The sequence below is a fragment of the Mycobacterium paraffinicum genome, from assembly GCF_025822865.1.
GTDB lineage: Bacteria > Actinomycetota > Actinomycetes > Mycobacteriales > Mycobacteriaceae > Mycobacterium > Mycobacterium paraffinicum.
This window is the reverse complement of sequence record NZ_JACKUR010000026.1, coordinates 46914-71361: the sequence shown is the minus strand read 5'-3', so window position 1 is coordinate 71361 and position 24448 is coordinate 46914. Positions and strand designations below refer to the sequence as shown.

At 67.1% G+C, this 24448-nt stretch carries 20 protein-coding genes and 1 tRNA gene; 6 read left to right on the top strand and 15 right to left on the bottom strand.

The features are described 5' to 3' along the window. Positions 1 to 52: 52 nt before the first annotated feature. Positions 53 to 1729 carry an energy-dependent translational throttle protein EttA gene (gene ettA / locus H7J89_RS17485; RefSeq protein WP_264044988.1) on the bottom strand — a complete coding sequence of 559 codons (1677 nt, stop codon included), beginning with the start codon at positions 1727 to 1729 and terminating at the stop codon, positions 53 to 55. Between the two features lie 91 nt (positions 1730 to 1820). Next, on the bottom strand, positions 1821 to 2327 hold the full coding sequence (locus tag H7J89_RS17480) for a single-stranded DNA-binding protein (RefSeq protein WP_264044986.1): 507 nt from the start codon (positions 2325 to 2327) through the stop codon (positions 1821 to 1823). Between the two features lie 228 nt (positions 2328 to 2555). Between H7J89_RS17480 and H7J89_RS17475 the strand changes: the two genes are divergently transcribed. Beyond that, a complete protein-coding gene (locus tag H7J89_RS17475) occupies positions 2556 to 3803 on the top strand; it encodes an HNH endonuclease signature motif containing protein (RefSeq protein WP_264044984.1) in 1248 nt (415 codons plus the stop codon). An 84-nt stretch (positions 3804 to 3887) separates the two neighbouring features. Here H7J89_RS17475 and H7J89_RS17470 read toward each other — a convergent pair whose 3' ends face one another. The 5 genes from H7J89_RS17470 to lipQ all read right to left on the bottom strand — a co-directional run bounded on the left by H7J89_RS17470 (position 3888) and on the right by lipQ (position 12899). Then, positions 3888 to 5918 (bottom strand): bifunctional copper resistance protein CopD/cytochrome c oxidase assembly protein, encoded by a 2031-nt coding sequence (locus H7J89_RS17470; RefSeq protein ID WP_264044981.1) that lies wholly within the window; start codon positions 5916 to 5918, stop codon positions 3888 to 3890. A 29-nt stretch (positions 5919 to 5947) separates the two neighbouring features. After that, the gene (locus tag H7J89_RS17465) at positions 5948 to 8296 is read right to left on the bottom strand and encodes a glycerol-3-phosphate 1-O-acyltransferase (RefSeq protein WP_264044979.1); all 2349 of its coding nucleotides are present in this window, start codon (positions 8294 to 8296) and stop codon (positions 5948 to 5950) included. Next, positions 8293 to 10035: an HAD-IB family hydrolase/lysophospholipid acyltransferase family protein gene (locus H7J89_RS17460; RefSeq protein ID WP_264044977.1), complete on the bottom strand. Its 1743-nt coding sequence runs from the start codon at positions 10033 to 10035 to the stop codon at positions 8293 to 8295. The genes H7J89_RS17465 and H7J89_RS17460 overlap by 4 nt, the downstream gene beginning before the upstream one ends. Further along, complete coding sequence (locus H7J89_RS17455) at positions 10032 to 11501, bottom strand: WS/DGAT/MGAT family O-acyltransferase (RefSeq protein ID WP_264044976.1); 1470 nt, start codon at positions 11499 to 11501, stop codon at positions 10032 to 10034. Before H7J89_RS17455 ends, H7J89_RS17460 begins: the two co-directional genes overlap by 4 nt. Positions 11502 to 11651: 150 nt before the next feature. Then, a complete protein-coding gene (lipQ, locus tag H7J89_RS17450; RefSeq protein ID WP_264044974.1) occupies positions 11652 to 12899 on the bottom strand; it encodes an esterase LipQ in 1248 nt (415 codons plus the stop codon). Between the two features lie 187 nt (positions 12900 to 13086). Here lipQ and H7J89_RS17445 point away from each other — a divergent pair. Then, a tRNA-Arg gene (locus H7J89_RS17445) sits at positions 13087 to 13160 on the top strand. 76 nt (positions 13161 to 13236) lie between these two features. Here the strand turns inward: H7J89_RS17445 and H7J89_RS17440 are convergent. Next, positions 13237 to 14163, bottom strand: coding sequence for a cyclopropane mycolic acid synthase family methyltransferase (locus H7J89_RS17440; RefSeq protein WP_264044972.1), 927 nt, complete (start codon positions 14161 to 14163; stop codon positions 13237 to 13239). Positions 14164 to 14748: 585 nt separating this feature from the next. On the opposite strand from H7J89_RS17440, the gene H7J89_RS17435 reads away from it, so the two are divergent. Next, positions 14749 to 15030, top strand: coding sequence for a hypothetical protein (locus tag H7J89_RS17435; protein ID WP_264044970.1), 282 nt, complete (start codon positions 14749 to 14751; stop codon positions 15028 to 15030). 14 nt (positions 15031 to 15044) lie between these two features. On the opposite strand, the gene H7J89_RS17430 is transcribed toward H7J89_RS17435, so the two are convergent. The 4 genes from H7J89_RS17430 to H7J89_RS17415 form a co-directional block, all read right to left on the bottom strand. After that, positions 15045 to 16223, bottom strand: coding sequence for a serine hydrolase domain-containing protein (locus tag H7J89_RS17430; RefSeq protein ID WP_264044968.1), 1179 nt, complete (start codon positions 16221 to 16223; stop codon positions 15045 to 15047). Beyond that, positions 16220 to 17683, bottom strand: a complete 1464-nt coding sequence (locus H7J89_RS17425) for a biotin carboxylase (protein ID WP_264044966.1) — start codon at positions 17681 to 17683, stop codon at positions 16220 to 16222. The genes H7J89_RS17430 and H7J89_RS17425 overlap by 4 nt, the downstream gene beginning before the upstream one ends. 120 nt (positions 17684 to 17803) lie before the next feature. Continuing rightward, on the bottom strand, positions 17804 to 18496 hold the full coding sequence (locus H7J89_RS17420) for a type 1 glutamine amidotransferase domain-containing protein (RefSeq protein ID WP_264044964.1): 693 nt from the start codon (positions 18494 to 18496) through the stop codon (positions 17804 to 17806). A gap of 81 nt (positions 18497 to 18577) precedes the next feature. After that, positions 18578 to 18829 carry a hypothetical protein gene (locus H7J89_RS17415; RefSeq protein ID WP_264044962.1) on the bottom strand — a complete coding sequence of 84 codons (252 nt, stop codon included), beginning with the start codon at positions 18827 to 18829 and terminating at the stop codon, positions 18578 to 18580. Between the two features lie 288 nt (positions 18830 to 19117). On the opposite strand from H7J89_RS17415, the gene H7J89_RS25770 reads away from it, so the two are divergent. The 3 genes from H7J89_RS25770 (at position 19118) to H7J89_RS17400 (ending at position 21118) form a co-directional block, all read left to right on the top strand. Next, on the top strand, positions 19118 to 19564 hold the full coding sequence (locus H7J89_RS25770) for a hypothetical protein (RefSeq protein ID WP_308205131.1): 447 nt from the start codon (positions 19118 to 19120) through the stop codon (positions 19562 to 19564). A gap of 396 nt (positions 19565 to 19960) precedes the next feature. After that, complete coding sequence (locus H7J89_RS17405; RefSeq protein WP_264044958.1) at positions 19961 to 20731, top strand: enoyl-CoA hydratase; 771 nt, start codon at positions 19961 to 19963, stop codon at positions 20729 to 20731. A gap of 102 nt (positions 20732 to 20833) precedes the next feature. After that, a complete protein-coding gene (locus H7J89_RS17400; protein WP_264044956.1) occupies positions 20834 to 21118 on the top strand; it encodes an Mtp family mycobacterial-type pilin in 285 nt (94 codons plus the stop codon). A gap of 4 nt (positions 21119 to 21122) precedes the next feature. On the opposite strand, the gene H7J89_RS17395 is transcribed toward H7J89_RS17400, so the two are convergent. Genes H7J89_RS17395 through pdhA form a run of 3 tightly spaced genes read right to left on the bottom strand, consistent with a single transcriptional unit; the run spans position 21123 to position 24433 of the window. Further along, positions 21123 to 22286, bottom strand: a complete 1164-nt coding sequence (locus H7J89_RS17395; protein WP_264044954.1) for a dihydrolipoamide acetyltransferase family protein — start codon at positions 22284 to 22286, stop codon at positions 21123 to 21125. Next, a complete protein-coding gene (gene bkdB, locus H7J89_RS17390; protein WP_264044952.1) occupies positions 22283 to 23332 on the bottom strand; it encodes a 3-methyl-2-oxobutanoate dehydrogenase subunit beta in 1050 nt (349 codons plus the stop codon). Before bkdB ends, H7J89_RS17395 begins: the two co-directional genes overlap by 4 nt. Beyond that, the gene (pdhA, locus tag H7J89_RS17385) at positions 23333 to 24433 is read right to left on the bottom strand and encodes a pyruvate dehydrogenase (acetyl-transferring) E1 component subunit alpha (protein WP_264044950.1); all 1101 of its coding nucleotides are present in this window, start codon (positions 24431 to 24433) and stop codon (positions 23333 to 23335) included. Positions 24434 to 24448 lie beyond the last annotated feature (15 nt).

Sequence of the window (24448 nt, the reverse complement as noted above, 5' to 3'; positions counted from 1 at the left end):
GCACCCGCCGCGGCCGTCCGGGCCGCATCGTCGGGGTGCTGCGCAGCTGACACTAGTCGCGCGTGAGCTTCCGGTGGGTCACTCTGTGCGGCCGGGCCGCGTCAACACCGAGCCGTTCGACCTTGTTCTCCTCGTACGCGCCGAAGTTGCCCTCGAACCAGAACCACTTGGCCTCGTTGTCGTCGTCGCCCTCCCAGGCCAGGATGTGCGTGCAGGTGCGGTCCAAGAACCAGCGATCGTGGGAAATGACCACCGCGCAGCCCGGGAATTTCTCCAGGGCATTCTCCAGCGAGCCCAGCGTCTCGACGTCGAGGTCGTTGGTGGGCTCGTCGAGCAGAAGGAGGTTGCCGCCTTCTTTGAGCGTGAGCGCCAGGTTCAGCCGGTTCCGCTCGCCACCGGACAGCACGCCAGCCGGCTTCTGCTGGTCGGGACCCTTGAACCCGAACGCCGAGACATAGGCGCGCGACGGGATCTCGTTCTGGCCGACCTCGATGTAGTCGAGGCCATCCGAGACGACTTCCCACACAGTCTTCTTGGGATCGATGCCGGCGCGGGACTGGTCGACATAGCTGAGCTTGACCGTCTCTCCGACCTTGACCGTCCCGCTGTCCGGCTGTTCCAGCCCGACGATGGTCTTGAAGAGCGTCGTCTTGCCCACCCCGTTGGGGCCGATCACGCCGACGATGCCGTTGCGGGGCAGGGTGAAGGAGAGGTCCTTGATCAGGGTCCGCCCGTCGTAGCCCTTGTCGAGGTGGTCGACTTCGACGACCAGGTTGCCCAGTCGCGGCCCGACGGGGATCTGGATTTCCTCGAAGTCGAGCTTGCGGGTCTTCTCCGCCTCGGCGGCCATCTCCTCGTAGCGCTGCAGGCGGGCCTTGTTCTTCGCTTGCCGCGCCTTGGCTCCCTGCCGCACCCAGGCCAGCTCCTCGGTGAGCCGCTTGTGCAGCTTGGCGTCCTTGCGGCCCTGCACCGCCAACCGCTCGGCCTTCTTCTCCAGATATGTCGAGTAGTTGCCCTCGTAGGGATACGCACGGCCGCGGTCGAGCTCGAGGATCCACTGGGCGACGTTGTCCAGGAAGTACCGGTCGTGGGTCACCGCCAATACCGCGCCAGGGTAGGCGGCCAGGTGCTGTTCGAGCCACTGCACGCTCTCAGCGTCGAGGTGGTTGGTCGGCTCGTCGAGCAGCAGCAGGTCGGGTTTGCTCAGCAGCAGCTTGCACAGCGCGACGCGGCGCCGCTCACCGCCCGAGAGGTTGGTCACCGGCTCGTCGGGCGGCGGGCAGCGCAGGGCGTCCATGGCCTGCTCCAGCTGCGAGTCGAGGTCCCAGGCGTCGGCGTGGTCGAGGTCCTCCTGCAGCCGGCCCATTTCCTCCATCAACTCGTCGGAGTAGTCGGTGGCCATCAATTCGGCGACCTCGTTGAAGCGGTCCAGCTTGACCTTGATCTCGCCGAGCCCCTCTTCGACGTTGCCGCGCACCGTCTTTTCTTCGTTCAGCGGCGGCTCCTGCTGCAGGATGCCGACGGTGGCCCCGGTGGCCAGGAAGGCCTCGCCGTTGTTCGGCTTGTCCAGCCCGGCCATGATCCGCAAGACGCTCGACTTGCCGGCGCCGTTGGGGCCGACGACACCGATCTTGGCGCCCGGATAGAAGCTCAACGTGACGTCGTCCAGGATCACCTTGTCGCCGTGCGCCTTGCGGACCTTTTTCATCGTGTAGATGAACTCAGCCATGCCGCTGTTGTGCCTTTCTGGTCTGCAGAGTGATCTCGCGGACCATCCTAGGCACCGGCCGACAACCGCCGGGCCGCCCCCAAGCCGAGCGTCAAGCCGGCACGGAGAGCGGGGCGCGGTCAGCGGCGGCGTCACCGGAGTCGGCCGGGTCCTCGCCGGCCTTCAGGTCCTCGTCACCACCAACGTCGACGGCCGCCATCGAAGTTCCGTTGGCGGCCGCCTGCTCCGGATTGGGACCGGTGTAGCCCGGCTTCTCGATCCGCACAATCGCGCGGGACACGTCGGGCCCGACGGAGGTCGCACGCATCTCCAGTGATGAGCGGCGGTTGCCGTCCCGGTCCTCGTACTCGCTGGTGTAGACGTGGCCGACCACGATCACCGGGGCGCCCTTGCCCAACGCGGCACCGACGCCAGTGACCAACTTGCCCCAGCAGTTGACGTTGATGAACAGCGAGTTACCCGGCTCCCAGCTGCCGTCTGCCGTGCGCCGGCGGGAATTGCTGGCGACGCGAAACTTGATGACCTCCTGGGTGCCGACCTGTCGGCGTTCGGGGTGGTTGACGATGTGTCCGACGACGGTAAGCGGGGTTTCGAACATTGGAATGATCCCTTCTCGGTTGCTATTTCTCTGGCGTGGTGACCATTGACCTCGCCGCAACCGACGGACCGCGCATGAGTGGGGCCCAAACCGGCTCTCGGCTGGCGGCCCTGTGGAAAGAGGGGGGACTGTGGAGTAGTTCGCCGGTAATTGCGATCGCGATTAACCGCTGGGCCCAGCGCGGAATCGCAGCGCAAACTTGTCGTACCCCGCTGCGATGATAGGTCCATGTCTTCGACCGCATCCGTTGGCGCTGTGGTGGCGAGTCCTGCCGAGCGTTTGGACGAGGTGTTCGAGGAGCTGGCGGAGTTGGCCGGTCAGCGCAACGTGATCGATGGGCGCATCGTCAACCTGGTCGCCGAAATCGAGCGTGATGACCTGTGCGGCATGACCGGCGCGCGCTCGGTGGCGGCGTTGGTTGCCTGGAAGCTGGGGTTGTCCGCGGCCACCGCGCATACGATCGCCACCGTCGCGCGCCGGGTCGACGAGTTCCCCCGCTGCACCCAGGGCCTACGCGAGGGGCGGCTGTCGCTGGATCAGGTGGGCGTCATCAGCGCACGCGCCGGCGAAGGCTCCGACGCCCACTATGCGGAGCTGGCGCGGGTGGCCACGGTGCACCAGCTGCGGACCGCGATCAGCCTCGAACCGCGCCATGAACCCGGTCCCCAGCCCGAGCCCGAGCGCTCATTCACGAAGACTTCTACCGAGCAGGGCAGCTGCTACCGGATCACCCTCCCGCCTCCGGACGCCGCGAAGTTCGACGCCGCGTTGGCGTCGCACCGGGACGCGCTGATCGCCGAATGGAAACACGACCGCACCCAATGCGAAGGCGCCGAGGCCGCGCCGCCGCCGCCGGGCACCGTCGAAGCGTTTATGCGGCTGGTCGAGGCCGGCTGGGATGCTGAGGCGGTGCGGCGGCCGCACGGTCAGCACACCACGGTGGTGATGCACGTCGACGCCGAGAAGCGCACCGCGGCATTGCATCTGGGCCCGCTGCTGTCCGACGCCGAACGCCGCTACCTGACCTGTGATGCCGCCTGTGAGGTGTGGTTCCACCGCGGCGGCCAGCTTATCGGCGCCGGCCGAACCACCCGCCTGATCAGCCGACGACTGCGCCGCGCGCTGGAGCACCGCGACCGCACGTGCGCTGTGCCAGGCTGCTGCGCGACGCGGGGTCTGCACGCTCACCACATCCGGCACTGGGAAGACGGCGGCCCCACCGAGCTGACCAACCTGGTGCTGGTCTGTCCCTATCACCACCGGCTGCACCACTCCGGGGGCATCACCATCGTCGGGCCCGCACACGATCTGACCGTCACCGACGGCGCCGGACGCACATTGAGTCCGGGATCGCTGGCGCGCCGACCCACCCGACCGCCGCCCGCCGTCCCACCGTGCCCCGGACCGATCGGCGAACGCGCCGACTGGTGGTGGTACGACCCCTTCCGAGCCCAACCACCGCCGTCCAGGAACTAGCCCGGCGTATAAAAGGCGTGTCGCCAGGGCCGCAGAACCCTGAACCGAAAAGAGCCGCTCGAGCTCAGCAACTGGAGCACCTTGTCACCGCGGCTTCGCATGTCCCGGTGTGTCGCGCCGCGACAGCTCGGCGAGCATCGCGTTGTAGGCGACCAGCTCGGCGTCGTCATCGCGGTCGGCGGCGCGGTCCAACCGCCGGGCGGTGCGGTCGTCACTGCGCGCCCACTGCACCAGCAGCGCCAGCATCACGATCACCAGCGGCAGCTCCCCCGCCGCCCAGGCGATGCCGCCACCCAACCGCTGGTCACCGATCAGGTCGGTGTGCCAGGTCAATCCAAGCGAGCGATAGTAGTCGGCGCCGAGCACCCTGCGGGTGCCCATCAACACCACCCCGAAGAACGCGTGCAGCGGCAACGACGCGAACACCACGCCCACCTTGGCCAGCGGCGGGATCGGGCGCGGCGTGGGGTCGACCCCGATGACGATCCAGTAGAAGAGGTAGCCGCTGAGCAGGAAGTGCAGGTTCATCGCCAGGTGCCCCGCGTGACTGCCCACGGCGATGTCGAACAGGCTCGACAGGTACAGCCCGTAGAAGCCGGCGACGAAGAGCACGGTGGCCACGACCGGGTTGGTGAGGAACCGCGACAGCCGGCTGTGCAGGGCGGCCAATAGCCATTCCCGCATACCGGGCGGGTCGTCGCGGCCGGCGGCGGGCAACGCCCGCAGGGCCAGGCTCACCGGGGCGCCCAGCACCAGCAGGATCGGCACCAGCATCGACAGGCCCATGTGGGCGACCATGTGCACGCTGAACATCGCCGGCATGTAGCGACCGACTCCCGAGGACGTGACGAACAGCAGCGCCAGGCAGCCGAGCAGCCAGGCCACGGTCCGCCCCGGCGGCCAGGCGTCACCGCGGCGGCGCAGGCGGACCATGGCGGCCACATAGAGGGCGGCGAAGACGATGGCGGCGCTGCCGAAGATCAAGTCGAAGCGCCAGTCGAACAGGATCCGCGCCGGGGTCGGCGGACCGCTGAAGTCGTAGCCGATCTCGGCTTCGGGAATCGAGGGCAGCCGGCTCGGCGGCGGTGGCGGCGGGGTGCGACCCAGCCCGACGGCGACGCCGAAGGTGAGGCCGAAGACCGCGGCCTCGGCGAGCGCCAGCCGGAGCAGGGCGCGGCGCGGCTCCGGCTGAGCCGGTTGCGCTTGCAAACCGGCGACCGACGAGCGCCGCTGGCGCCAGCCGATCACCCCCAGCACGCACAACGCGGCGAACTTGCCGACCACCAGTCGGCCGTAATCGGTGGTCAGCAGGTCGCCCAGCGGGACGCGCACCGCGGCGTTCACCAGACCGCTGAGCGCCATCGCGACCCAGCACCACAGCGCGATTGCGGAGAACCGCCGCGCCGCCAGGGCGACGTGCCCGCCGCCGCGCAGTCCGTAGGCGGTCAACGCCAGGAGGCCGCCGGCCCACACGCCCGCGGCCACGAGGTGGATCAGCAGGCTGTTCGTCGCCAGGTCGTGTGAACCGCCCGCCGACGAATGGCCGGTCAGCCCGAGTGGGATGAGCGTCAGCAGCGCGCCGGCGAACAGCAGCGGCGTCCACGACCAGCGCAGCACCGAGAGGCTGGCAAGCATCACCAGCGCGGCCAGCGCCGCGGTCCAGCGCCACGCCGAGGCGGTAGTGACCAGGCCAGCGATCGACCAGATCCGCACCGGATTCAACAGCGCGACCAACGGGCGGCCCGACACGTCGGAAATGGTCAGCGGAACCAAGAGCGCCGCACACGCCGCCCAGACGCCCGACGCCACGGTCCCCAGGCGAAGCGCCCGGTACCCGTCGGCGTCCAGGACGCCGCTGCGTTGCGGCGGCACCAGAAACGCCGCGAACAGGAACGACCCGACGGCCAGCACCGCGGCGATCTCCCCCGCCGCCCGGACGAACGGTAGCCCCAGCGTGGTGGCCGGACCCGGGTTCGGCAAACCCGTGGCGGTCAGCGCGTCGGCCAGCGAGAGCGCCCCGATACCTGCCGCCGTGCAGCCGGCCAGCAGCGCGACACCGACCAGCAGCGGCCACACCCGCGCGCGGGGTGGCGTCACCGACCGATCGACCGTCATACAGCCAGGGTATGAGCACCGACCGGGGACTACCGAGCCAGGCGCTCCCGACGCGCCCTGACCTCGCGGGCGACGAACTGGTCGCGCGCTATCCGCCCGACGTAATCCGAATCCCGCAGGATGTCCCGCAGTTCCCCCCGAAACGCGGCCCGGCGTTCGGCGAGGTCCGGCGCGGGCGCGATGAGATCCTGGTCGACGACGACCTGATAGGCCGTGGCGAACAACAGCGTCGACACCGATTCGCTGCTGCGGACCCGGGTTTGCGCCACGTATTGGCGGCCGACGCCGAGCGCCGACTCGGTCAGGTCCTTCTGGCCGACGTCGGCCGGCGCATCCCGCAACACGTCTGCGACGATCTCGTAGGCCTCGAAGAACACCCGCAGCATCGCGTCCGCCATCAGCGGACGCTTGGCGAACAGCAGCGCGTCGATCTCCTCGCCGCCGGCGCTGACGTGGGCTTCCCAATCGTCGTGCCAGGCCATCTCTTCGGCGATGTTGTCCCGAAACGCCGCCGAGTCCGCGAAGTAGAAGTCGAACTTGAGCAGGTCACGCAGCCGCATCGCCTGTTCCCAGAAGGCGCGCATCCGATCGCCCCCGGCGTGCCGGGCATGCGCCAGCGCCAATTCGACGATCGAGGTCTCCAGGAAGGCATGGATCAGCGAGTTGCGGTAAAACGCCGCCGCGTGTTGCTCGTCGGGGGCGATGTGCCACACCGGTTCCCGGCCACCGTCGACCCGGGTGATCGGGTGCCCGTTGGACAACGCGTCGACCGCCGCCCGCACACCGTCGCGCGAGCGCAGCCGCAGCGCACTCGTCGACATCGGGTTCTGTTTGCGTTCCAGATAGTCGAGCGAGTCCTGCAGGGTGTGGTGCAGCTGATCGAGCGTCAACGCCGCGCCGCGGGTGGTGAGCAGCAACGCGCACACCAGGCCGGTCGCCGTCACGGGTGTCGCCTGCAGTATCCGCCACGCGACCTCGAACGACATCTTCTGCAGCGCAAGCCGTTTGGCATCCTGGTCGTGAGTCAGCGTGCCGTGCGCCGGGCCCAGGTACTGGCGCATCGAAACGGCCTCCGGGAAGCGGACGTAGATCTTGCCGTAGTTGCGTTCGCCCTGCGCTCTGATGAAGTTGTACAGCCAACCAATGCCTTCGGGCGTTTTTTCCCCGCCGCGGGCGTAGGCCGCGTACTCGGCGATCTCGTGCAACTGGTCGAAGCTGATGGACACCGGCTGCAGCAGGATGTCCTCACTGCGGCCGTCCAGGTAGGCGTCGGCGACGTAGGCCAGCAGGCCGAGTTTTGGCGGCAACATCTTGCCGGTGCGCGAGCGCGTGCCCTCGATGGACCAACTCAGGTTGAACCGCTTTTCGACGATGTAGCCGACGTATTCGCGGAGAACGTATTTGTAGAGCGGGTTTTCGCCGATGTTGCGGCGGATGAAGATGACGCCGGACCGGCGCAGCAGCGGGCCCATCGCACCGAACGACAGGTTGATGCCGGCGAACACATGCACGGGCGGCAGCCGGTTTTCCTGCATCGCCACCGGCACCACCGCGCCGTCGATGTAGGAGCGATGCGAGAACAGCAGCACCGCCGGGTGGGCCTCCAGCGCGGCGCGCATCGCCGCGACCTGATATCCGTCGTAGTCGATCTCCGGATCGAACCCGCGGCTGAGCATCCTGCCGAGGACGGAAACGAGGTCGACGGATACCCGGCTCCAGCCGGTGGAGAGTTCGTCGAGCATCTCCCCCGCTTCGTCGACTGTCGCGCCGGGGATCTTCTTAAGCCCGGCACGAAATCGGCTGGACTCCAGGATCTCCGGCTTTACCAAGCGCGGAGACTTGTACTGCGGCCCCAGGATCCGATACTCGACGCGTTCCAGCGCCAGCAGCGCGCGCCGGATGACGAATCGGGCGAAGTCGCTTTCATTCTCGCCCACGGTGATGTCGCGCCACTGCTCGCGCAGTTCGGAAACTTTCGCGGGTTCGCCGGCCACCACCCGCGCCCGCTGGGGAGCATTGCGCATGATCTGCAGTTGCTGACGTTCGTTGGGGTGGTAGGGATCTCGCCCCGGTAGCAGGCCGGCCAGCTTGGCGATTCTGCCGCGATCCGGTGGCGGCAGCCAAAACACCCGCACCGGGACGACGGAACGGTCGTCGCCGCCTGCCTCGAGCTGTTCGATCAACGCGGTCAGCGCATCGGGGGGCGCGGTGGGCGGCGGCAGTTCCAGCACGTCGAATCTCGCCTCGGGCTTGTCCACGCGCTGTTGAGCCATCCAGGCCGTCACCAGTTCCCGCTCGACCGGCGAGGCCATGGACGCCAACACCAGCGAGTCTTGGCCGGTGAGGACCGCGGTGGTATCCGCGGCCGCTTCGGTCACGGCCGCCCTTCGGGCGCGGATTGCGGCGGCTCCGCGCCGGCGGTGGTCTCGGCGGGCCGGTGTGCCTCACCGTCTTTGAGGGCGGCCTGGGATTCATGGGGATTCGCCTTGGCGGGCTTGGCTTTCGAGGGGGCCTTCTTCGGCGCGGCCTTCTTCGCTGGCGTCTTCGAAACAGCCTTAGCCGCAGTCTTTTTCGCGGGAGCCTTGGCCTTCGTCGCCGCCTTCTTCTCGGCATACAGGTCGACCTGGGGCAGCTCGTCGATCGGCCAGTTGGCCAGCGTGTCCAGATACAGCTGCCGAACCTCGGCGATGCGCTCCGGCAGATTCTCGACAGTCCAGTCCTGCACCGAGATCGGCGGAAAGACGGCGACGTCCACGGTGCCGGGATTGACCACGGTGGAGTTGCGGGCGGCGACTATTTCCGCGTTGCGGATCACGATCGGGACGATCGGGATGCCGGCCGCCATGGCCAGGCGGAACGGTCCTTTCTTGAAGGGCCCGACTTCCGTGGTGTCGACGCGGGTGCCTTCCGGCGCGATCACGATCGACAGTCCCCTCCGCGCCCGGTCTTCGATCTCGTGCATCGTCTCCACCGCGGCGACGGGATCGTCCCGGTCGATGAAGACGCCGTCGAGCAGCTTGCCGAGCGTGCCCATGATCGGGTCTTTCTTCAACTCCTTCTTGCCCACGCCGATCCAATTGTCGCGCACCAGCGCACCGGCGATGACCGGGTCAACCTGGTTGCGGTGATTGAAGATAAACACCGCCGGTCGCTGCGCGGTCAGGTTCTCCTGACCGATGACGTTGAGCTGCACCCCGGCGATCGCCAGTGACAGCTGCGAGAAGGTCGAGGTGAAGAAGTTGACCCCGCGCCGCCGGTTGCGGGTCAGCACGCCGATGCCCACGGCGCCGGCGGCGACGGGAAACATCGAGCCGAACCCGGCGAGGGTGCGGATCTGCCGGCGCAGGCCCACCGGACCGCGGCTGCTGAACCGCAGGATCGGCCAGCCGCGGCGTTTGGCCACGGCGGCCATCTTGCCCTCGGGATTGGTGGGGCGCGGGTTACCGACCAGGTACATCAGGGCGACGTCCTCGTCCCCGTCGGCGTAGAAGTAGCTGTCCTTCAGGTCGATGCCGTTCTCGGCGGCAAACCGTTGCACCGCAGCAGCTTTGCCGGGACCCCACAGGATCGGCTTCTGCACACCGCCGGTGAGTATTCCGTCTTCGGTGGTCTCGAACTTGTTGGTGAGCATGTTCGAGATGCCCAGGAACCGCGCCACCGGGTTCACCTGGATGGTCAGTGCCGACGAGCTCAGCACCACGGTATGCCCGCGAGCCACGTGCGCCCGCACCAGCTCGCGCATCTCCGGGTAGATCCGCGACTCGATCCGCTGCACGAACAGCCGCTCGCCGATCTCCTCCAGGTCGTCCAGCAGGCGGCCGGCCAACGCGGCGGCGGCCTTGCCGATGAGGTCCTCGAACTCGATGCGCCCGAGCGTGTGGCTCAGGCCGGCCTGGACCATGCCGAGCAGCTCACCCACGCCCATGTCACGGCGCAGCAGTCGCTCCTGGGTGAGAATCACCGCCGTGAAGCCGGCCACCAGCGTCCCGTCCAGGTCGAAGAACGCCCCGATCTTCGGACCCGGTGGGCTGGCCATGATTTCGGCGACCGAGCCCGGCAAACGCATGTCCGACCCGCCCCCTCCGCGCTCGTCTCCCTGGTCCTTGGCGGCGCTCATGAGCCCGACACCCTCCGTGCCGAAGTCGCCGGTTCGGTGAACGAGGCGGGCACCGCGTGGGGTGCTCCCTCACCGGCCAGCGCCAGAATTTCGTCGAAACCCTCCAGCAGGCATTGAGCAAAGAGTGGCTCGTTGCGCACCGACGCCCTGTCGTAGCGCACGGTGATGGTGCACCACCCGCCCCGCGAGATCAGCACCACCATCATCGCCACCCCCGGTAATGGACCGATCCCATACTGCCGCAACACCTTTGCGCCGGCGATGTACGTGTCTCCGGGGTACACCGGGACGTTGCTGGCCTGCACGTCGGAGCCGATCACCGAACCGGTGAGCCCCTCGAGCACCGCGGTCGGCAGGACGCTGAGCAGTGGTGCGACCGAACCGATGATGTTCATCGCGGGCTCGTCGCGGCGCTGCGTCATCTGCGCGCGGATTTTCTTCATCCGCGAAACCGGGTCGATGGTACCCACCGGCGCGGCCAGGTTGACGCCGGTGAACCGGTTGCCGCCCGCCGTGTCGGCGTCGGCCCGCAGGCTCACCGGCACCGCCATCGGCAGCGTGCTGATCGGCACGCCGAGCGCCTCGTGGTAGCGCCGCAGGGCGCCGCACAAGCCGGCGAGGTAGGCGTCGTTGATCGATCCGCCGCCGGCCTTGGCGGCCCGGTGCAGGTCGGAGAGCGGGATGTCGATCGCTTCGGTGCGGGTGGCCAGGCTGCGGCGCCGCAGCAGCGGAGACGGCTCGGCTGACCGGTTCAGCACCCGCATCCCGGACATGGCGTAGCCCACGATCCCGGACACGGTGGACCCCGGTTCCAAGACTGCCCGTCCGGCCGCCGACACCGCACCGGACACCGCACTCACGACACCGCCGACCACGGCGGTGGGCAGGTGGTTAATGCCTTGCCGCATCAGGTCATTGGGCGTGAGGTCCTGCGGGATGGGCAGCGGGGGCGTCGGCTTGGCTGGCGGGTCGCGCTCCAGGTCGTAGATCTCCGCGAACATCTGGACACCGCCAACGCCGTCGGTGACCGCGTGGCTGACGTGCAGCAGCGTGGCGGCTTTGCCGTCGGCCAGACCCTCGACCAGGGTGGCCGTCCACAGCGGACGGGAGATGTCCATGGGCGACTGCAGGATCACCTCGGCGAGGTTGAAAACGTCGCGCAGTGTGCCGGGTTCGGCCACCCGCATCCGGCGCACGTGGAACTCGAGGTTGAAATCGGGATCCACCACCCAGCGCGGCGACGCGGTCGGCAGGGTCGGCACGACAACCTTCTGGCGCAGCCGCAACACCCGTCGGGAAGCGTTCTCGAATCGGGTCAGGAACTTATCCCAGTCCGGCGTCGTGTCGAGAAGTTCCAGCGCCATGATCCCCGACCGAGTCCGGGGATTCGCTTCACCACGATGCATCAGATAGTCGACCGGTCCAAGTTGGTCGGACAATTTCACGACCTCGACGGACTCAGTCATGGTCCTCCGCCCGACGCGCCAGCCCTGTCACCGTCGATCAAGCCTCCTGCCTCGGCCCCGCCAACCCCATAGCTAACACAACGCTAGTCGGGTTGCCGCGCTGGTGAAAGGAGCGGTCGGACCGCGGCGCCGGTGACCGAGGGCCCGGGCTCAGCTGGCCGACGTGGCTGCCAGCTGGTCCAAGTCCAGCAGGGAGCTGACGCGCCGGCCGTAGATGACGCCCAAGAAATCGGCGACGGCGTCGGCGGCCAGCCGCGATCGAACCGTGGAGAGGATGTCGAATGCGTGGTGCGCATTGGCGAGCTCCGCGTGGGCCACCGTGGCGGCGCCGGCCGCGCGCAACGCCGCGCAGAAGCCCCGGGCCTGGCCACTGGGAACCAACTCGTCCTTTTCGCCGTGCAGCACGAAGAAGGGCGGCGCGTCGCTGTGCACGTACGTGACCGGTGACGCCGCCGTGAACCGCTCGGGCTGGTCGGCGTAGCGGGCCTTCACGACGAACTGTTCCAGGAACGGCAGCATCAAGTCGTGCATGTTCTCGGAGTCGGTGAAGTCGTAGACGCCGTAATAGGGCGCGACGGCCTGAACCGTCGTGTCGGCGCCTTCGAATCCGGGTTGGAACGCCGGGTCGTTCGGGGTGAGCGCTGCCAGTGAGGCCAGGTGTCCGCCGGCCGAGCCCCCGGTGATCGCGATGAAGTCGGGATCGCCCCCGTAGTCGGCGATGTTTTGGCGGACCCACGCGATCGCCCTCTTCACGTCGATGAGGTGCGCGGGAAACGTCGAACGGGGGCTCTTGCAGTAGTTGATCGAGACGCAGATCCAGCCGAGTTCGGCCATGCGGCTCATCAACGTGTAGGCCTGCACTCGTTTGTCGCCGACGGTCCACGCCCCGCCGGGAACCTGGATCAGCACCGGCGCCCGCCGCCCCGGCGCCAGGTCATGGCGGCGCCAGATGTCGAGCAGGTTGTCGCGCCCACCGGGACCGTAGGAGATGTTTGACGTCTGCGCCGCGTACCGGCGATGCGGCCCTGGCCTGTTCAACATGCCGCTGCGTGGCGCGCAGACCGGCTTGATGCCGGTCGGGTGGCACACCTGTTCGCGGAAGTCCGGACCGAACGATTCCTCGAGCGCAGCGGTCAGCGCCCTATCCGCCCGCTGCGCGGCCCAGGATGTGCCGACGCGGCCGATGGACGGGTGCGCGACCCGCGACAACGCGTGCCCGGTCACGACGTGTGGTGGAAACTCCGTCGAAAGCCAGCCTACGAGGCAGCCCAGCGCGAATGGCGAGCCGCGCAGCAACAGGGTGCCGGCCCGGTAGGCATCCATCGCGTCGCCCGCCAGGCGTGCTGCCTGGGTACCAGCCCATGAGCACCGTGAAGTCAGGTGCGTGGTCACGCTCATAGCAACGCCACCCCTCGACGGTCTGCACACGCCTCGTTGCGGTAAACGGCCGATTACCGGCCGGTGTTGTACGTGTGTCGAGGGTCCCAACCATAGCCGATAACCGCGGCGCGGGAACGCTTTTCGCGCGCGTCGCGGCGGCGAGTCGTCTTGCGACACGCCGTTGGAATAGACTGACCTGCACATTGCCTCCGTAGCTCAGGTGGATAGAGCAAGGGCCTTCTAATCCCTAGGTCGCACGTTCGAGTCGTGCCGGGGGCACCCGTTACACTGTATGACGTCGGCTGATGGTTGACATTTTGTCGTCGGGTGATGCCTGGCGAGTCTCAGCGGGCGACTACTTGACCATCGTGAACTGGCAAACGTTGGTGTAACCGTCGCGAAAGAGATCCGAGCACCCCCGCAGGTAGTGCATGTAGATGTCGTAGGTCTCCTGCCCCTTCAGCGCGATCGCCTCTTCTTTGTGCGCCTCGAGAGCGTCCGCCCAGGTCGTCAGCGTCGGAACGTAGTTCTTGCCGATGAAGTGATGGCGCTCGATCGTGAATCCCGCCTCCGTCGCGTACCGGTCGATCTGGTGAACCTGGGGCAACCTACCGCCCGGGAAAATCTCCTTGAGGATGAAGCTGATGAACCTCAGCAGGGTCATCGTCGTCTTCAGGCCGAGCGCGTTGACCTCTTCGGTGGTGGGCACGACGATCGAGTGCAGCAGCATCCTGCCGTCGTCGGGCAGCAGGTCGTAGAACTTCTTGAAGAAGACGGCGTACCGCTCGTATCCGGCATCGCCCGCGCCGTCGGCGAAGTGCTCGAACGCGCCCAGCGAAACAATTCGGTCAATCGGTTCGTCGGGGAATTCCTCCCAGCCCTGGATCCGCACCTCCATGCGGCGGGGACTGTCGATCTCTTTGAACTTCTCCACGTCGTGTGCGTACTGGTTCTCGCTGAGCGTCAGGCCGATGACGTTGACGTCGTACTCGGACACCGCATGCCGCATCGTCGAACCCCAGCCGCACCCGATGTCGAGCAGCGTCATGCCGGGCTCGAGGTTGAGCTTTTCCAGGGATAGCTTGCGCTTGGCGTACTGCGCCTCCTCCAGCGTCTTGGTCAGATTCTGCGGGTCCGGATTTTCGTCGAAATAGGCGCAGCTGTAGGTCATCGACGGGTCAAGCCAGAGCTTGAAGAACTCGTTCGACTTGTCGTAATGCGAACGGACCTTCTCGACCGGCGGCTTCAGTCGCGGGCTTCCCGCGTTCCCCTCAGCGGACATCTACAACGCCCCCAACTTCCCTGCGGATACGGATGACCAAGGTTTCCGGTGGTCACAGTGATCCTTACCCCATAAAAGTCTAGGTAAAAACGCATTGCTCTCCCGAGGTCAAACTTTCCCTAGTGGTGCCGGGGCGCCATGGGTAATCGTCGGTGACGACGCCGACTGTGAAAGAGCCCAAATTGCATACCGGTCCTGACATAGTGTCCAGACCCTGACCCCCGAATGTGACATGGATGGTCATGCATGCGTCGTGCGCTCCGAAGAGGGATGGCCCGGCCAACTTGTCAGAGGCGTTTTGGTGCGGCGGCACTTCGGGTAACCCCCTGGGTGCGCGCGGAATCCGTAATTGCCGCACCCGCGGTCGCCGTGGCGATTGCCGCATGCACGTGTCCCGCCGCTTCGGCTGACCCCCCATCCGAGAATGCACCGTTTCCGATCGGTCAGTTGGGCGCACCCGTGCACGCGCGGGCGGCCGGCGGCGCGACCGCCGACAGCACTGTCAACAGTGCAACGTGGTTACCGCCGGGGTGCGCCTCTCATTTTGCGAATCCGGCGGGTGACTCCGGGTGCAACGTCGTCGAAGTGACTATCACCGCGACGTCGCACCGGTTCTTCCAGTTCGACCAGAACCACATGTTCGCCAGTTACGGCGGCTTCAATCAGCCGCAGCCGGCGACGTTTGCGGTCGACTACCAGAGGCTCGACAAGATGCCCCCGCTGGCTATGGGCGGCCTGCACGACGGGCAGACCACACATGGATTCGTCGGTTTCGTTATGCCGCCGGGCGGCGACCTGTACATCACGATCAACGATCCCTCGCAACCCGCTCCTTACACCGAAGCCGGCTGGATCGTTCACACCTGACGCCGCCACAGGTACTAACCCGCGTTTCCGGCCAGTTCGTGTGCCACCGCGTCGAAGGCGCGCAACGTGTCCAACATATGCGGCTCATGGGAGTGCGGCTGCGTGGACACCTTGGCGGCGACCATCTCCGCGGTGCGATTGACGTAGACCATCTGGCCGCACATGCCCAGGGAAAGCACCACGTTGTTGCCCGGGTAAGGGAACCACATCTGGTTTCGGTACATCCCCCCGGGCAGATCGGTGTCGTGGTCGGGGCTGGCGGCGAACGCCTGACGGGAGTCGGGACCGCCGTCGAGAGTGTCGGCGATCCACGCCGCCGGCACCACCTGCTCGCCGGTCAACGAGACACCGTCGCGCAGGAACAGCGAGCCGAACCGGATCATGTCGGTCAGGGTGGCGTTGATGCCGCCATCGCAAAACCCGGTACCGACCGGGTCGACGGCAATGGTGGCGTCGCTTTGGGCGCCGATCCGGCTCCACAGCAGTTCCGACATCAACTCGGGCATCCGCTGGCCGGCAGCGACCTCGCAGATCCAGCCGAGGACGTCCGTTTCACACGAGCGATATTCGAACGGTCCGCCGTGAGCCGACTTCTGCCGCAGGGTCAGCAGGAAGTCGTGCAGCGTGGCAGGGACGTCCGGGCCGCTCTTGGGTGCCCACCCCATCGCTTGGTCGAGGCGGTGGATCTCGGCGGCCGGATCGTCGTAATTTTCGGAGAAGGCGATGCCCGACCTCATGTCCAGCAAGTGGCGCACCGTCGCGCCGGCGTAGCCGCAATTGGCCAGGGCGGGAACGTATCTCGTGACCGGCGCATCAAGATCGATCGCACCGGAGCCGTGCAACCCGCCTGCCACCGCCGCCACCATCGACTTGCTCACCGAGAACAGCAGGTGCCGGGTGGTGGCCGTCATGCCGTCCAGGTACTCCTCGGCCACCGTCGAGCCGCGGTGGGCGACGGCCCACCCGTCGGTGACGGTGGCGGCCATCACCGCGGCGACGGTGGTGGCCGTCCCGTTGGTGTTGGTCACCGGAATTTCGGCCACGGGAGCACGGGCGGCCGGCAGGCGCGCGACCGGCCCGGCCCCCCGGGGGATTACCGCGGTCGGCACCATGTCTTCGACATGCTGGAAGGACCACCGCGCGTACGGCGGCGACAGCCAGTTGTGCAATGCGATACCGGCCGGGCGGCTCACGCGCGCGCGACGAGTCGCGAGACGATCGGCGCGGCGGGCGTCAGGGGCGTTGAGGTGAACTTCGCCTTCATACCCTTGACCCAGCGCTGGCAGCGCTCGCTGAGCTGATAGTCGTCCGTCTGCAGGTGTGCGCGGGTGACGAGCACGCCGAGTTGGGCGCCCTCGGAACGCAGGTCGCCGGGCGCCGCGACCCGCATGTAAAAGGCCTCGGAGCCATCGAGCAGCGTGGCCCAGTCGTTGGCGGTCCGCGAAAAGGAGACCCGGCCGTCGTCGTCGATGCGCCATACCCCGGTGCGTGGCGTCGCGGTGAAGATCTCGATATCCGGCGAGGTCTCGGTGAGTATCACCTGGCCCCAGACCTCGTCCTCGCCGTATCCGCGCTCCCAGCGGGAGTTGATCTCGTCGATGTCGAGCTCGTACTCCACGCCCATGTACTCGAGCAGGTGGAAGAGGAACAGCGGCATGTCGGCGTAGGCCTCGGTGGTCAAGTTCGTCATCGGACTCGCGCCACTCAGGCGCGGATTCACCTCGCCGAGGTAGAGCTCGTCGGAGTCGAGGTCGTGCAGTAGGTCCACCTCGAAGTAACCGAGATAACCCTCGCGGCGCATGACGTCGCCCAGCTTTGTCACCATTTCTCGCGCGGCATGCGTCTGGGCGGGCGGCAGCACCTCGTGCCAGATGTCGTTGCCACACCAGCTGCCCCGGCTCGGCGTCAGCTCCGAATAACCGACGAGACTGGTCATCGCTGGGCCGACCACAGTGCCGTGGCGGGTCACGGCCCCCTCGAGGCACACCTCGACATTGCGGATGCGCTTCATGACCTTGAGGTCCTGCCCGACCAGGTCACCGGCATGCTCGTCCCAGTCGCGTTGACCGTGCACGAAGAAGGTCCCGCTGCCGGCATTGCCATACGCGATCGAGATGACGAGGTCGTCTCCCAAGCCGGCGTTTTGTGCGAGCGCCAGCAGTTCGTCGTAGGAGCCGGCCCGCCCGATCGTATTTGGCACGCTCGGCACCCCCGCCTCGCTGGCCAGGCGCGTCATGACGATCTTGGAGCCCAAGCGATTGCGCAGCTCGATCGGCGGGTGCATGACCTCGAGGCCCGCGGACCGCGCGAGGGCCTGGATTTCCTCGTTCATCATCACAAAGCAGCACTTGCCGCCGGGACCTTTACCGGCGATGAACTCGAGCGTCTCGGGGTCGGACAGGAGGTGGCTGCACACCTCATCCATCGAGTCGAAGTCGCGGCGGTCACGTCGCCGTGGCACGAACACGCGCGAGTGGGTGCCCTCGAAAGAGTCAAAGTAGGTGAGGTAGAAGAAGTTTCGTATCCAACGGTCGACGCCCAGCAGGTTGAACGGGGTCGGCGAGATGAAGTACAGCGGCACCTTGTTGGTGTGAAAGAACGCGCGTATATCCGAGAGGCCGGTCAACGGGCGGCGCGGCTCCGGCTCGGCCATGTTCACGCCACCCGTGCTGAGGTCGACGCCAGGGGCAGGGGCGACGGGGTCAGCGCGTCGGCAATGCAGTCACACATGTTCATTGCACAAGTGTGAACCCGCATGGCCTGCGGCACTCCCTTAACCGAGTTCCTTCATGAACTCCTTCGCCAGAGGCCCAGCGGAGGCGGGGTTCTGGCCGGTGAAGAGGTTGCGGTCTCTCAGCGTGTAGGGCTTCCAGAGTTCGCCGCGCGAGAAGTCGACGCCCATCTTCACCAGCTCGTCCTCGGCGGTCCATCGCGCCCTTTCCCGCAGCCCGACGGCGTCCTCCTCGTCGTTGGTGAAGGCCGTGACCTTGTAGCCGGCGAACGGTGAAACCCCGTTTCGACGAGTAGCCATCATGGCGACCGGCGCGTGGCAGACAATGGCCAGCGGCTTGCCGGAAGTGAGCGCCGCGATCAGGAGCCGACCCGAGTCCGCGTCCTGCCACAGGTCCTCCATCGGGCCGTGCCCGCCCGGGTAGTAGACGGCGTCGTAGTCCTCGAGTCGGGCATTGGCCAACTCGATTGGGCGGCGCAATTCCTCAGCGGAGCGCAGGATCTCCTCCAGCTCTTGGGCGATCTCTTCGCTACCGGCCATCGACGGACGCAGGCTCATCACATCCACATGCGGCACAACGCCTTTGGGTGTGGCCACCACGACCTGGTGACCGGCGTTGGTGAGCTCGCGGTACGGGGCGGCAAACTCCTCGGCCCAATAGCCTGTCGGATGCCTCGTGCCGTCGGCGAGCGTCCAGTAACTTGCTCCGGTCACGACGAACAAAACCTTCGCCATCGCGCTTCCCCTCGTTAGCGTGCACCGGATCGACCCGCCCAAGCGTCCATCCCGTGCCCGGCGTGCAACCGCGCACCGCCACTACGACGCCGGTGCGAGCTGCCAGACGAGGTCACGCGCACTGGCGGTCGTGCGGTCGCACGACACCGTGTGGCCGGTCGCGTCCTTCGCGGTCACATTCCGCATGGAACACGGGTGACCCGCGGCGGGCCTGTTCGCGGAGATGAGACCCAGACCAAGCCCGATCAGACCTGCGACTACGGCAGAGACAATCGCCAGGCGGACGTAACCGATTTTCTTGTCTGCTGTCATCTGCTCCGCCATGATTCGCATTGAGTGCTCCTGCCATCGGCGCTTTGCGCGGGCGCTCTCTGCGGCCCGGTATCAGCATCAGCGGTCGGGCTTGGCGGATTCTCAAAGGCTCCTTGGTGCCGTCGCTCACCGTCGCTGCGCCGCACGACCCAACGCTGTTAAAGGCTCTCAACAAGTGCAGCGTTACCGCCGGTCGCCAAAAGTTTGCCAAATGGACGGTTAGGGAACGACAATTGGCGTGTCGTGCGAGCAGATGACGCTGGTCGGGGGAATATGACTTAGGGCGTCTCTATTCGAGGGGTGGTCGATGTGACGTCGGACGACTGGCAACCGATGGTACGAGTTGGAGAACCCAAGTTCGTAGCCGGGCTAGGGAACAGGATCAAAGTTGAGGTCAAGACACGGGGGTGGCTAAGCCGAGACTGGCGCGGCTACTTCGGTTCCCAGGTTTCGCAGCAACGGCTCGATGCCCGGTACTCCTCTTATCCTTGTTGGGATGAGGTCCAGCGCATCGAGGGCACGTGCGCCGTGGACGAAGCGGAGCGTTACATCGAAATGATCGATGCGGCAATCCACTATGCGAATACGAGGTTGCGCTACGACGCGTTGCCAACCCCGGTGATCCAAGGAACGCAGCGGGATCAACGAGCGTGTGCCGTCAGACGGCGCCAAGCCGCGCTCGATCAACTGGCGAAGAGGTTGGCCAGACCCGATGCGGGTGAGCAAACCAGTCAAGGCTCCAGGCTCAATGCGTGACGCCTCCTGCGGCGTCGGTCAAGCGCGGTGGCGCATTCACGGTCCTGAATCACATCCCCGTCATTAACGACGGGGTGTGTCCCGGCGTCCTTTCAAGCGCCTAGCGGCAAACGTATTCGGCTTTTCACAACCATTCTTTGGAAATGCCCTTAGCCGGCCTCCAATAGCGTTCGCGTCTTGTGGGGAAGCGAATCCCCTGCCGGTCAAGACCGAATGCGAAGGCATTAAAGGGTTCCCGCTGGTTCCGATCGGGCGAAACTCGCAGCGACCGCGCTCATACCGGTTGCCATCCGCGAGCAGGTCGCGCAGTACCCTTACCGTGCCCCGGAGTCGCAGCCGACGGCACAGCATCGTGCGTCGCCCGGACCCGCCAAACCCAAGCCGCGGAGGTGCCCGATGGCCCAATCCGATCTCGTCTTGTTCACCGTCGACAAACGCGTCGCGCTCATCACCGTCAACGACCCCGATCGGCGCAACGCGGTGACCGCCGAGATGTCGGCGCGCCTGCGCGCCGCCGTGGAGCGGGCCGAGGCCGATCCAGACGTGCACGCCCTGGTGGTCACCGGGGCCGGCAAGGCGTTCTGCGCCGGCGCGGACCTCAGCGCTCTCGGCGCCGCGGGCGGCGATAAGGCCGAGGCGGGCCTGCAGCAGCTCTACGACGGCTTCATGGCCGTCGGCAGTTGTCGGCTGCCCACCATCGCCGCGGTCAACGGTGCGGCCGTCGGCGCGGGTCTGAATCTCGCACTGGCGGCCGACGTGCGAATCGCCGGTCCGGCGGCGCTGTTCGACGCCCGGTTCCAGAAGCTCGGGCTGCATCCCGGCGGGGGTGCGACCTGGATGCTGCAGCGGTCGGTGGGCCCGCAGGTGGCCCGCGTGGCCCTGCTCTTCGGCATGCGTTTCGACGCTGAGGCCGCCGTGCACCACGGCTTGGCGCTCTCCGTCGCCGACGATCCGGTCGCCGCAGCGCTGGAGCTCGCCGCGGGGCCCGCGGCCGCCCCGCGCGAGGTCGTGCTGGCGACGAAGGCCACTATGCGCGCCACTGTCAGCCCGGGATCGCTGGACCATGAGCAACACGTCTTCGCCATGCGCACGGAGCTCGGTCCGCAGGCCTACTCCATCCAGTCGCCGGAATTTGCCCAGCGACTGGCTGCGGCGCAGCGCCGGTAGTGCCATCATGGGCTAGCAGGTTGGGATCGGTAGCAGAGCGAACGTTGTGTGCTTGCTGCGACGACGCCAACCGACCTGGCGCATGGACAAAGGACACGCACCGTGAACATCGCCCTCACCCGCATCGCCGCCGGGGCTCTGCTCTCCAGCGGACTCGCCACGGCCGGATTCGCACTGGCTGCCGGCACCGCCCATGCACAACCGAGCCCTGCGCCGCAGGTCTACTGGTGCCCCAATCAACCGTGGAACCCGGCATGGGGCGAGAACAAGTACTGGAATCAGTGCTGGGACACCGATAACCCACCGAACTACCCACCCCCGCCTCCTTCGCGCGCGCCCAATTTCAACTGCGGCCTGTTCTGGTGCCCCGTACCGCCGCACCCCTGAGCCTTTAAAGGTCGAGCAACGCGGTCGCGGGTGACTCGACCAGGTCCCTCAACTCGGTGACGAACCGGGCGGCCTGGGCGCCGTCGGCGACGCGGTGGTCGAACACGCACGTCAGCGTCATCGTCGGGCGCACCACGACCTGATCACCGACGGCCACCGGGCGCGGCTTGATCGAACCCATCCCCAGAATGGCCGCTTCGGGATGGTTGATCACCGGCACGCCGTCGTCGGCGCCCAGTGCCCCGAAGTTCGACACGGTGAAGGTGGAGCCACGCAACTCCCCCGGCGTGAGCGTGCCTTCCCGTGCGCCGGTGATCAATTCGGCTGCCCGAGTAGCCAGTTGGCGGGTGGTCATGTTGTGCGCGTCCGTGATCACGGGAACCAGGAGCCCGCGTGTGGTGGCCACGCCGAATCCCAGGTGCACTCGATGCTCGATGCGAATCTGCGGGCCCTCGGGCGAGTCGACCCACGCCGAGTTGAGAATTTCGTTGTGGCGCAGCGCAATTAACAGCATTCGCATTGTCAGGACGAACGGCGTGATCTTCTGCTCTGCCGACGCCAGGTGGGACAGCCTCAACAACTCGGTACAGTCGACCGCGACGCTGACTTTGGCGGCCGGGATCTCCCGGTGCGAGGCCGTCATTTTGTCGGCCATCCGGGCGTGCACGCCGCGGACGGGTCGAACGTCGGCCCCGTTTTGGTCAGCCGCCGCCAGCACGTCCGCGCGGGTGATGATCTCGGCGGGATCGCGCTGCAGCGAGCGCAGGTCGACCATCAGCTCCTTGGCCAATTTGCGGGTTGGCGGGGCCGCGCGTGGGCGGCTGCTCCGCCGGCTCACATCGATGTCGGCGTCCGCGCCGTAACCGACCAGCGTGGGCACCTGCCCGGAGGGCGCGGGGATGTCGCCGTTCAGCGGTGCGGTGTCGATGCGGACCAGCACCGCGCCCACCGGAAGCACATCGCCTTCGCCGCCGTGGGTTTCGACGATGCGGCCCGCATACGGGCTGGGCAGTTCCACCTCCGCCTTGGCGGTCTCGACGGAGCAGAGCACCTGGTTGAGCTCGACGTCGTCGCCCGCGGCAACATTCCAGTGCGTCACCGTCACTTCCTGTAATCCCTCGCCGAGGTCGGGAACCCGGAACGACTTGACTCGCTCGTCGGCGCTCACGGCTGCCCCAACGCACGCTCGACGCAATCCAACAGCCGGTCGGGCCCCGGTAGCCACAATCGCTCCAGTCGCGCGGGCGGGTACGGAGTGTCAAACCCGCAGGCGCGCAACACCGGCGCCTCCAGCTCGTAGAACATCTCCTCTTGGATCCGGGCGGCCAACCCGGCGCCATATCCCAGGCTGCGCGGCCCCTCGTGCATCACCACACAACGTCCGGTCCGATGGATCGACGCCGCCACCGTATCGAAGTCCAACGGGACCAGTGACCGCAGGTCAATGACTTCCAGGCTCCAACCACGTTGGCGCTGCGCCTCTTCCGCGGCGCCGACCGCGGTGCTGACCAAGCTGCCGTAGGTCACCACGGTGACGTCGGAGCCGGGCCGGCGCACCGCCGCCCGCCCGATCGGCGGTTCCGGCCGCTCGGTGTCGACGGTGCCGCGGACCTGATAGCGGCGCTTCGGCTCGAGATACATCACCGGGTCCGGGCAAGAGATGGCATGGCGAAGCAGCCAGTACGCGTCGGCCGGGCTGGACGGAACCACCACCTTCAGGCCCGCGGTATGCGCCCAATACGATTCGGTGGAATCCGAATGGTGTTCGGCGGCACCGATTCCGCCGAAGGACGGGATCCGCACCGTCACCGGCATGTTGATCTCGCCGCGGGTGCGGGTGCGGTATTTGGCCAGATGGCTGACCACCTGATCGAAGGCCGGGTAGGAAAAGCCGTCGAACTGAATTTCCGGCACCGGCACGAAGCCGCGTAGCGCCAGTCCCACCGCGATCCCGATGATGGCGGATTCTGCCAGCGGCGTGTCGAAACAGCGCTGCTCGCCGAACGTTTGGGCCAGCCCTTCGGTCACCCGGAACACCCCACCCTCGACCGAGACGTCTTCGCCGAACACCAGCACCCGGTCGTCGGCGGCCATCGCGTCATGCAGAGCACGGTTGAGCGCCTGCACCATGGTCAGCGATTGCGCACCGACCTTCTCCGTTGTGGCGGTGAGGGTGTCGTCGGGACTGGCCGGGCGATCAGCAAGCTGAGTCATTCAGGCCTCCCCATCGCTTCGGTCGAGTTCGGCCCGCAGCGCTTGGCGCTGGGCGTGCAGCCCGGGCGTGATCTCGGCGTATACCGTGGTGAAGACCTCGTCGATGTCGAAATCGGGTGCGTCGAACACCGCGTCGCGCAGTTCGGCGCGCATGCGCTTGGAGCGGGCAGCGACGCGGTCCTCCAGGCGGTTCGACCACAATCTCTGGTGCTGCAGGTAGGTGCGGTAGCGCGGGATCGGGTCGAGCGCCGACCAGCGGTCAACCTCCTCCTGGCTCCGGTAGCGGCTGGGATCATCCGAGGTGGTGTGCGGGCCAAGCCGGTAGGTGACCGCCTCGATCAGGGTCGGGCCACCGCCGGCCCGGGCGCGGGCGGCGGCCTCGGCCATCACCGCGTAGCAGGCCAGCACGTCGTTGCCGTCCACCCGGATCCCGGGCATGCCGTAGCCGATTGCCTTGTGCGCGATGGATGGTGCCGCGGTCTGTTTGTGAATCGGCACCGAGATCGCCCATTGGTTGTTCTGCACGAAGAACACACACGGCGTGGCGAACACGGCCGCGAAGTTCAGCGCCTCATGTACGTCGCCCACGCTGGTCGCGCCGTCGCCGAGGAAGGCCACCGTGACCGAATCCTCGCCGAGGCGTTGCGCGGCCATCGCCGCCCCGACTGCGTGCAGGGTCTGGGTGCCGATCGGGATCGCGGTCGGGGCGCAGCACTTCTTGGTGAATTCCAGTCCGCCATGCCAGGTTCCACGCCACACCGCGCCGACGTGGCCGGGCGGGATGCCACGTACGAGATAGACGCCGAGCTCACGGTATTGCGGAAACAGCCAGTCCGTCTTGCGCAGACAGGCCGCCGCGCCCACCTGGGCGGCTTCCTGACCGCGGCACGACGCGAACAACGCCAGCTCTCCCTGGCGCTTCAGGTTGATGAACTCGGTATCCAGCTCGCGGGTGACAACCATCATCTCGTAGAGCCAGCACAGTGTCTCCGCGGGAAGGTCACGGCCATAGCGGGGTTCGGGCGTCGGTGTCCCATCCGCGGCGACGAGTTGCACCGGCTCGAGGTCGACGCTCATCGGCAGTTGAGGCACCGTCGCCATACCGTCTCCCTACCT

Excerpts from the sequence above, each read along its gene's own strand:
- H7J89_RS17420 (WP_264044964.1), bottom strand. The coding sequence starts at position 18,496 with ATGGCGAAGGTTTTGTTCGTCGTGACCGGAGCAAGTTACTGGACGCTC.
- H7J89_RS17440 (WP_264044972.1), bottom strand. The coding sequence starts at position 14,163 with ATGTCCGCTGAGGGGAACGCGGGAAGCCCGCGACTGAAGCCGCCGGTC.
- H7J89_RS17405 (WP_264044958.1), top strand. The coding sequence starts at position 19,961 with ATGGCCCAATCCGATCTCGTCTTGTTCACCGTCGACAAACGCGTCGCG.
- bkdB (WP_264044952.1), bottom strand. The coding sequence starts at position 23,332 with ATGACTCAGCTTGCTGATCGCCCGGCCAGTCCCGACGACACCCTCACC.
- H7J89_RS17455 (WP_264044976.1), bottom strand. The coding sequence starts at position 11,501 with ATGACTGAGTCCGTCGAGGTCGTGAAATTGTCCGACCAACTTGGACCG.
- H7J89_RS17460 (WP_264044977.1), bottom strand. The coding sequence starts at position 10,035 with ATGAGCGCCGCCAAGGACCAGGGAGACGAGCGCGGAGGGGGCGGGTCG.
- H7J89_RS17470 (WP_264044981.1), bottom strand. The coding sequence starts at position 5,918 with ATGACGGTCGATCGGTCGGTGACGCCACCCCGCGCGCGGGTGTGGCCG.
- ettA (WP_264044988.1), bottom strand. The coding sequence starts at position 1,729 with ATGGCTGAGTTCATCTACACGATGAAAAAGGTCCGCAAGGCGCACGGC.
- H7J89_RS17475 (WP_264044984.1), top strand. The coding sequence starts at position 2,556 with ATGTCTTCGACCGCATCCGTTGGCGCTGTGGTGGCGAGTCCTGCCGAG.
- H7J89_RS17425 (WP_264044966.1), bottom strand. The coding sequence starts at position 17,683 with ATGGCCGAGCCGGAGCCGCGCCGCCCGTTGACCGGCCTCTCGGATATA.
- pdhA (WP_264044950.1), bottom strand. The coding sequence starts at position 24,433 with ATGGCGACGGTGCCTCAACTGCCGATGAGCGTCGACCTCGAGCCGGTG.
- H7J89_RS17480 (WP_264044986.1), bottom strand. The coding sequence starts at position 2,327 with ATGTTCGAAACCCCGCTTACCGTCGTCGGACACATCGTCAACCACCCC.
- lipQ (WP_264044974.1), bottom strand. The coding sequence starts at position 12,899 with ATGAGCGTGACCACGCACCTGACTTCACGGTGCTCATGGGCTGGTACC.
- H7J89_RS17415 (WP_264044962.1), bottom strand. The coding sequence starts at position 18,829 with ATGCGAATCATGGCGGAGCAGATGACAGCAGACAAGAAAATCGGTTAC.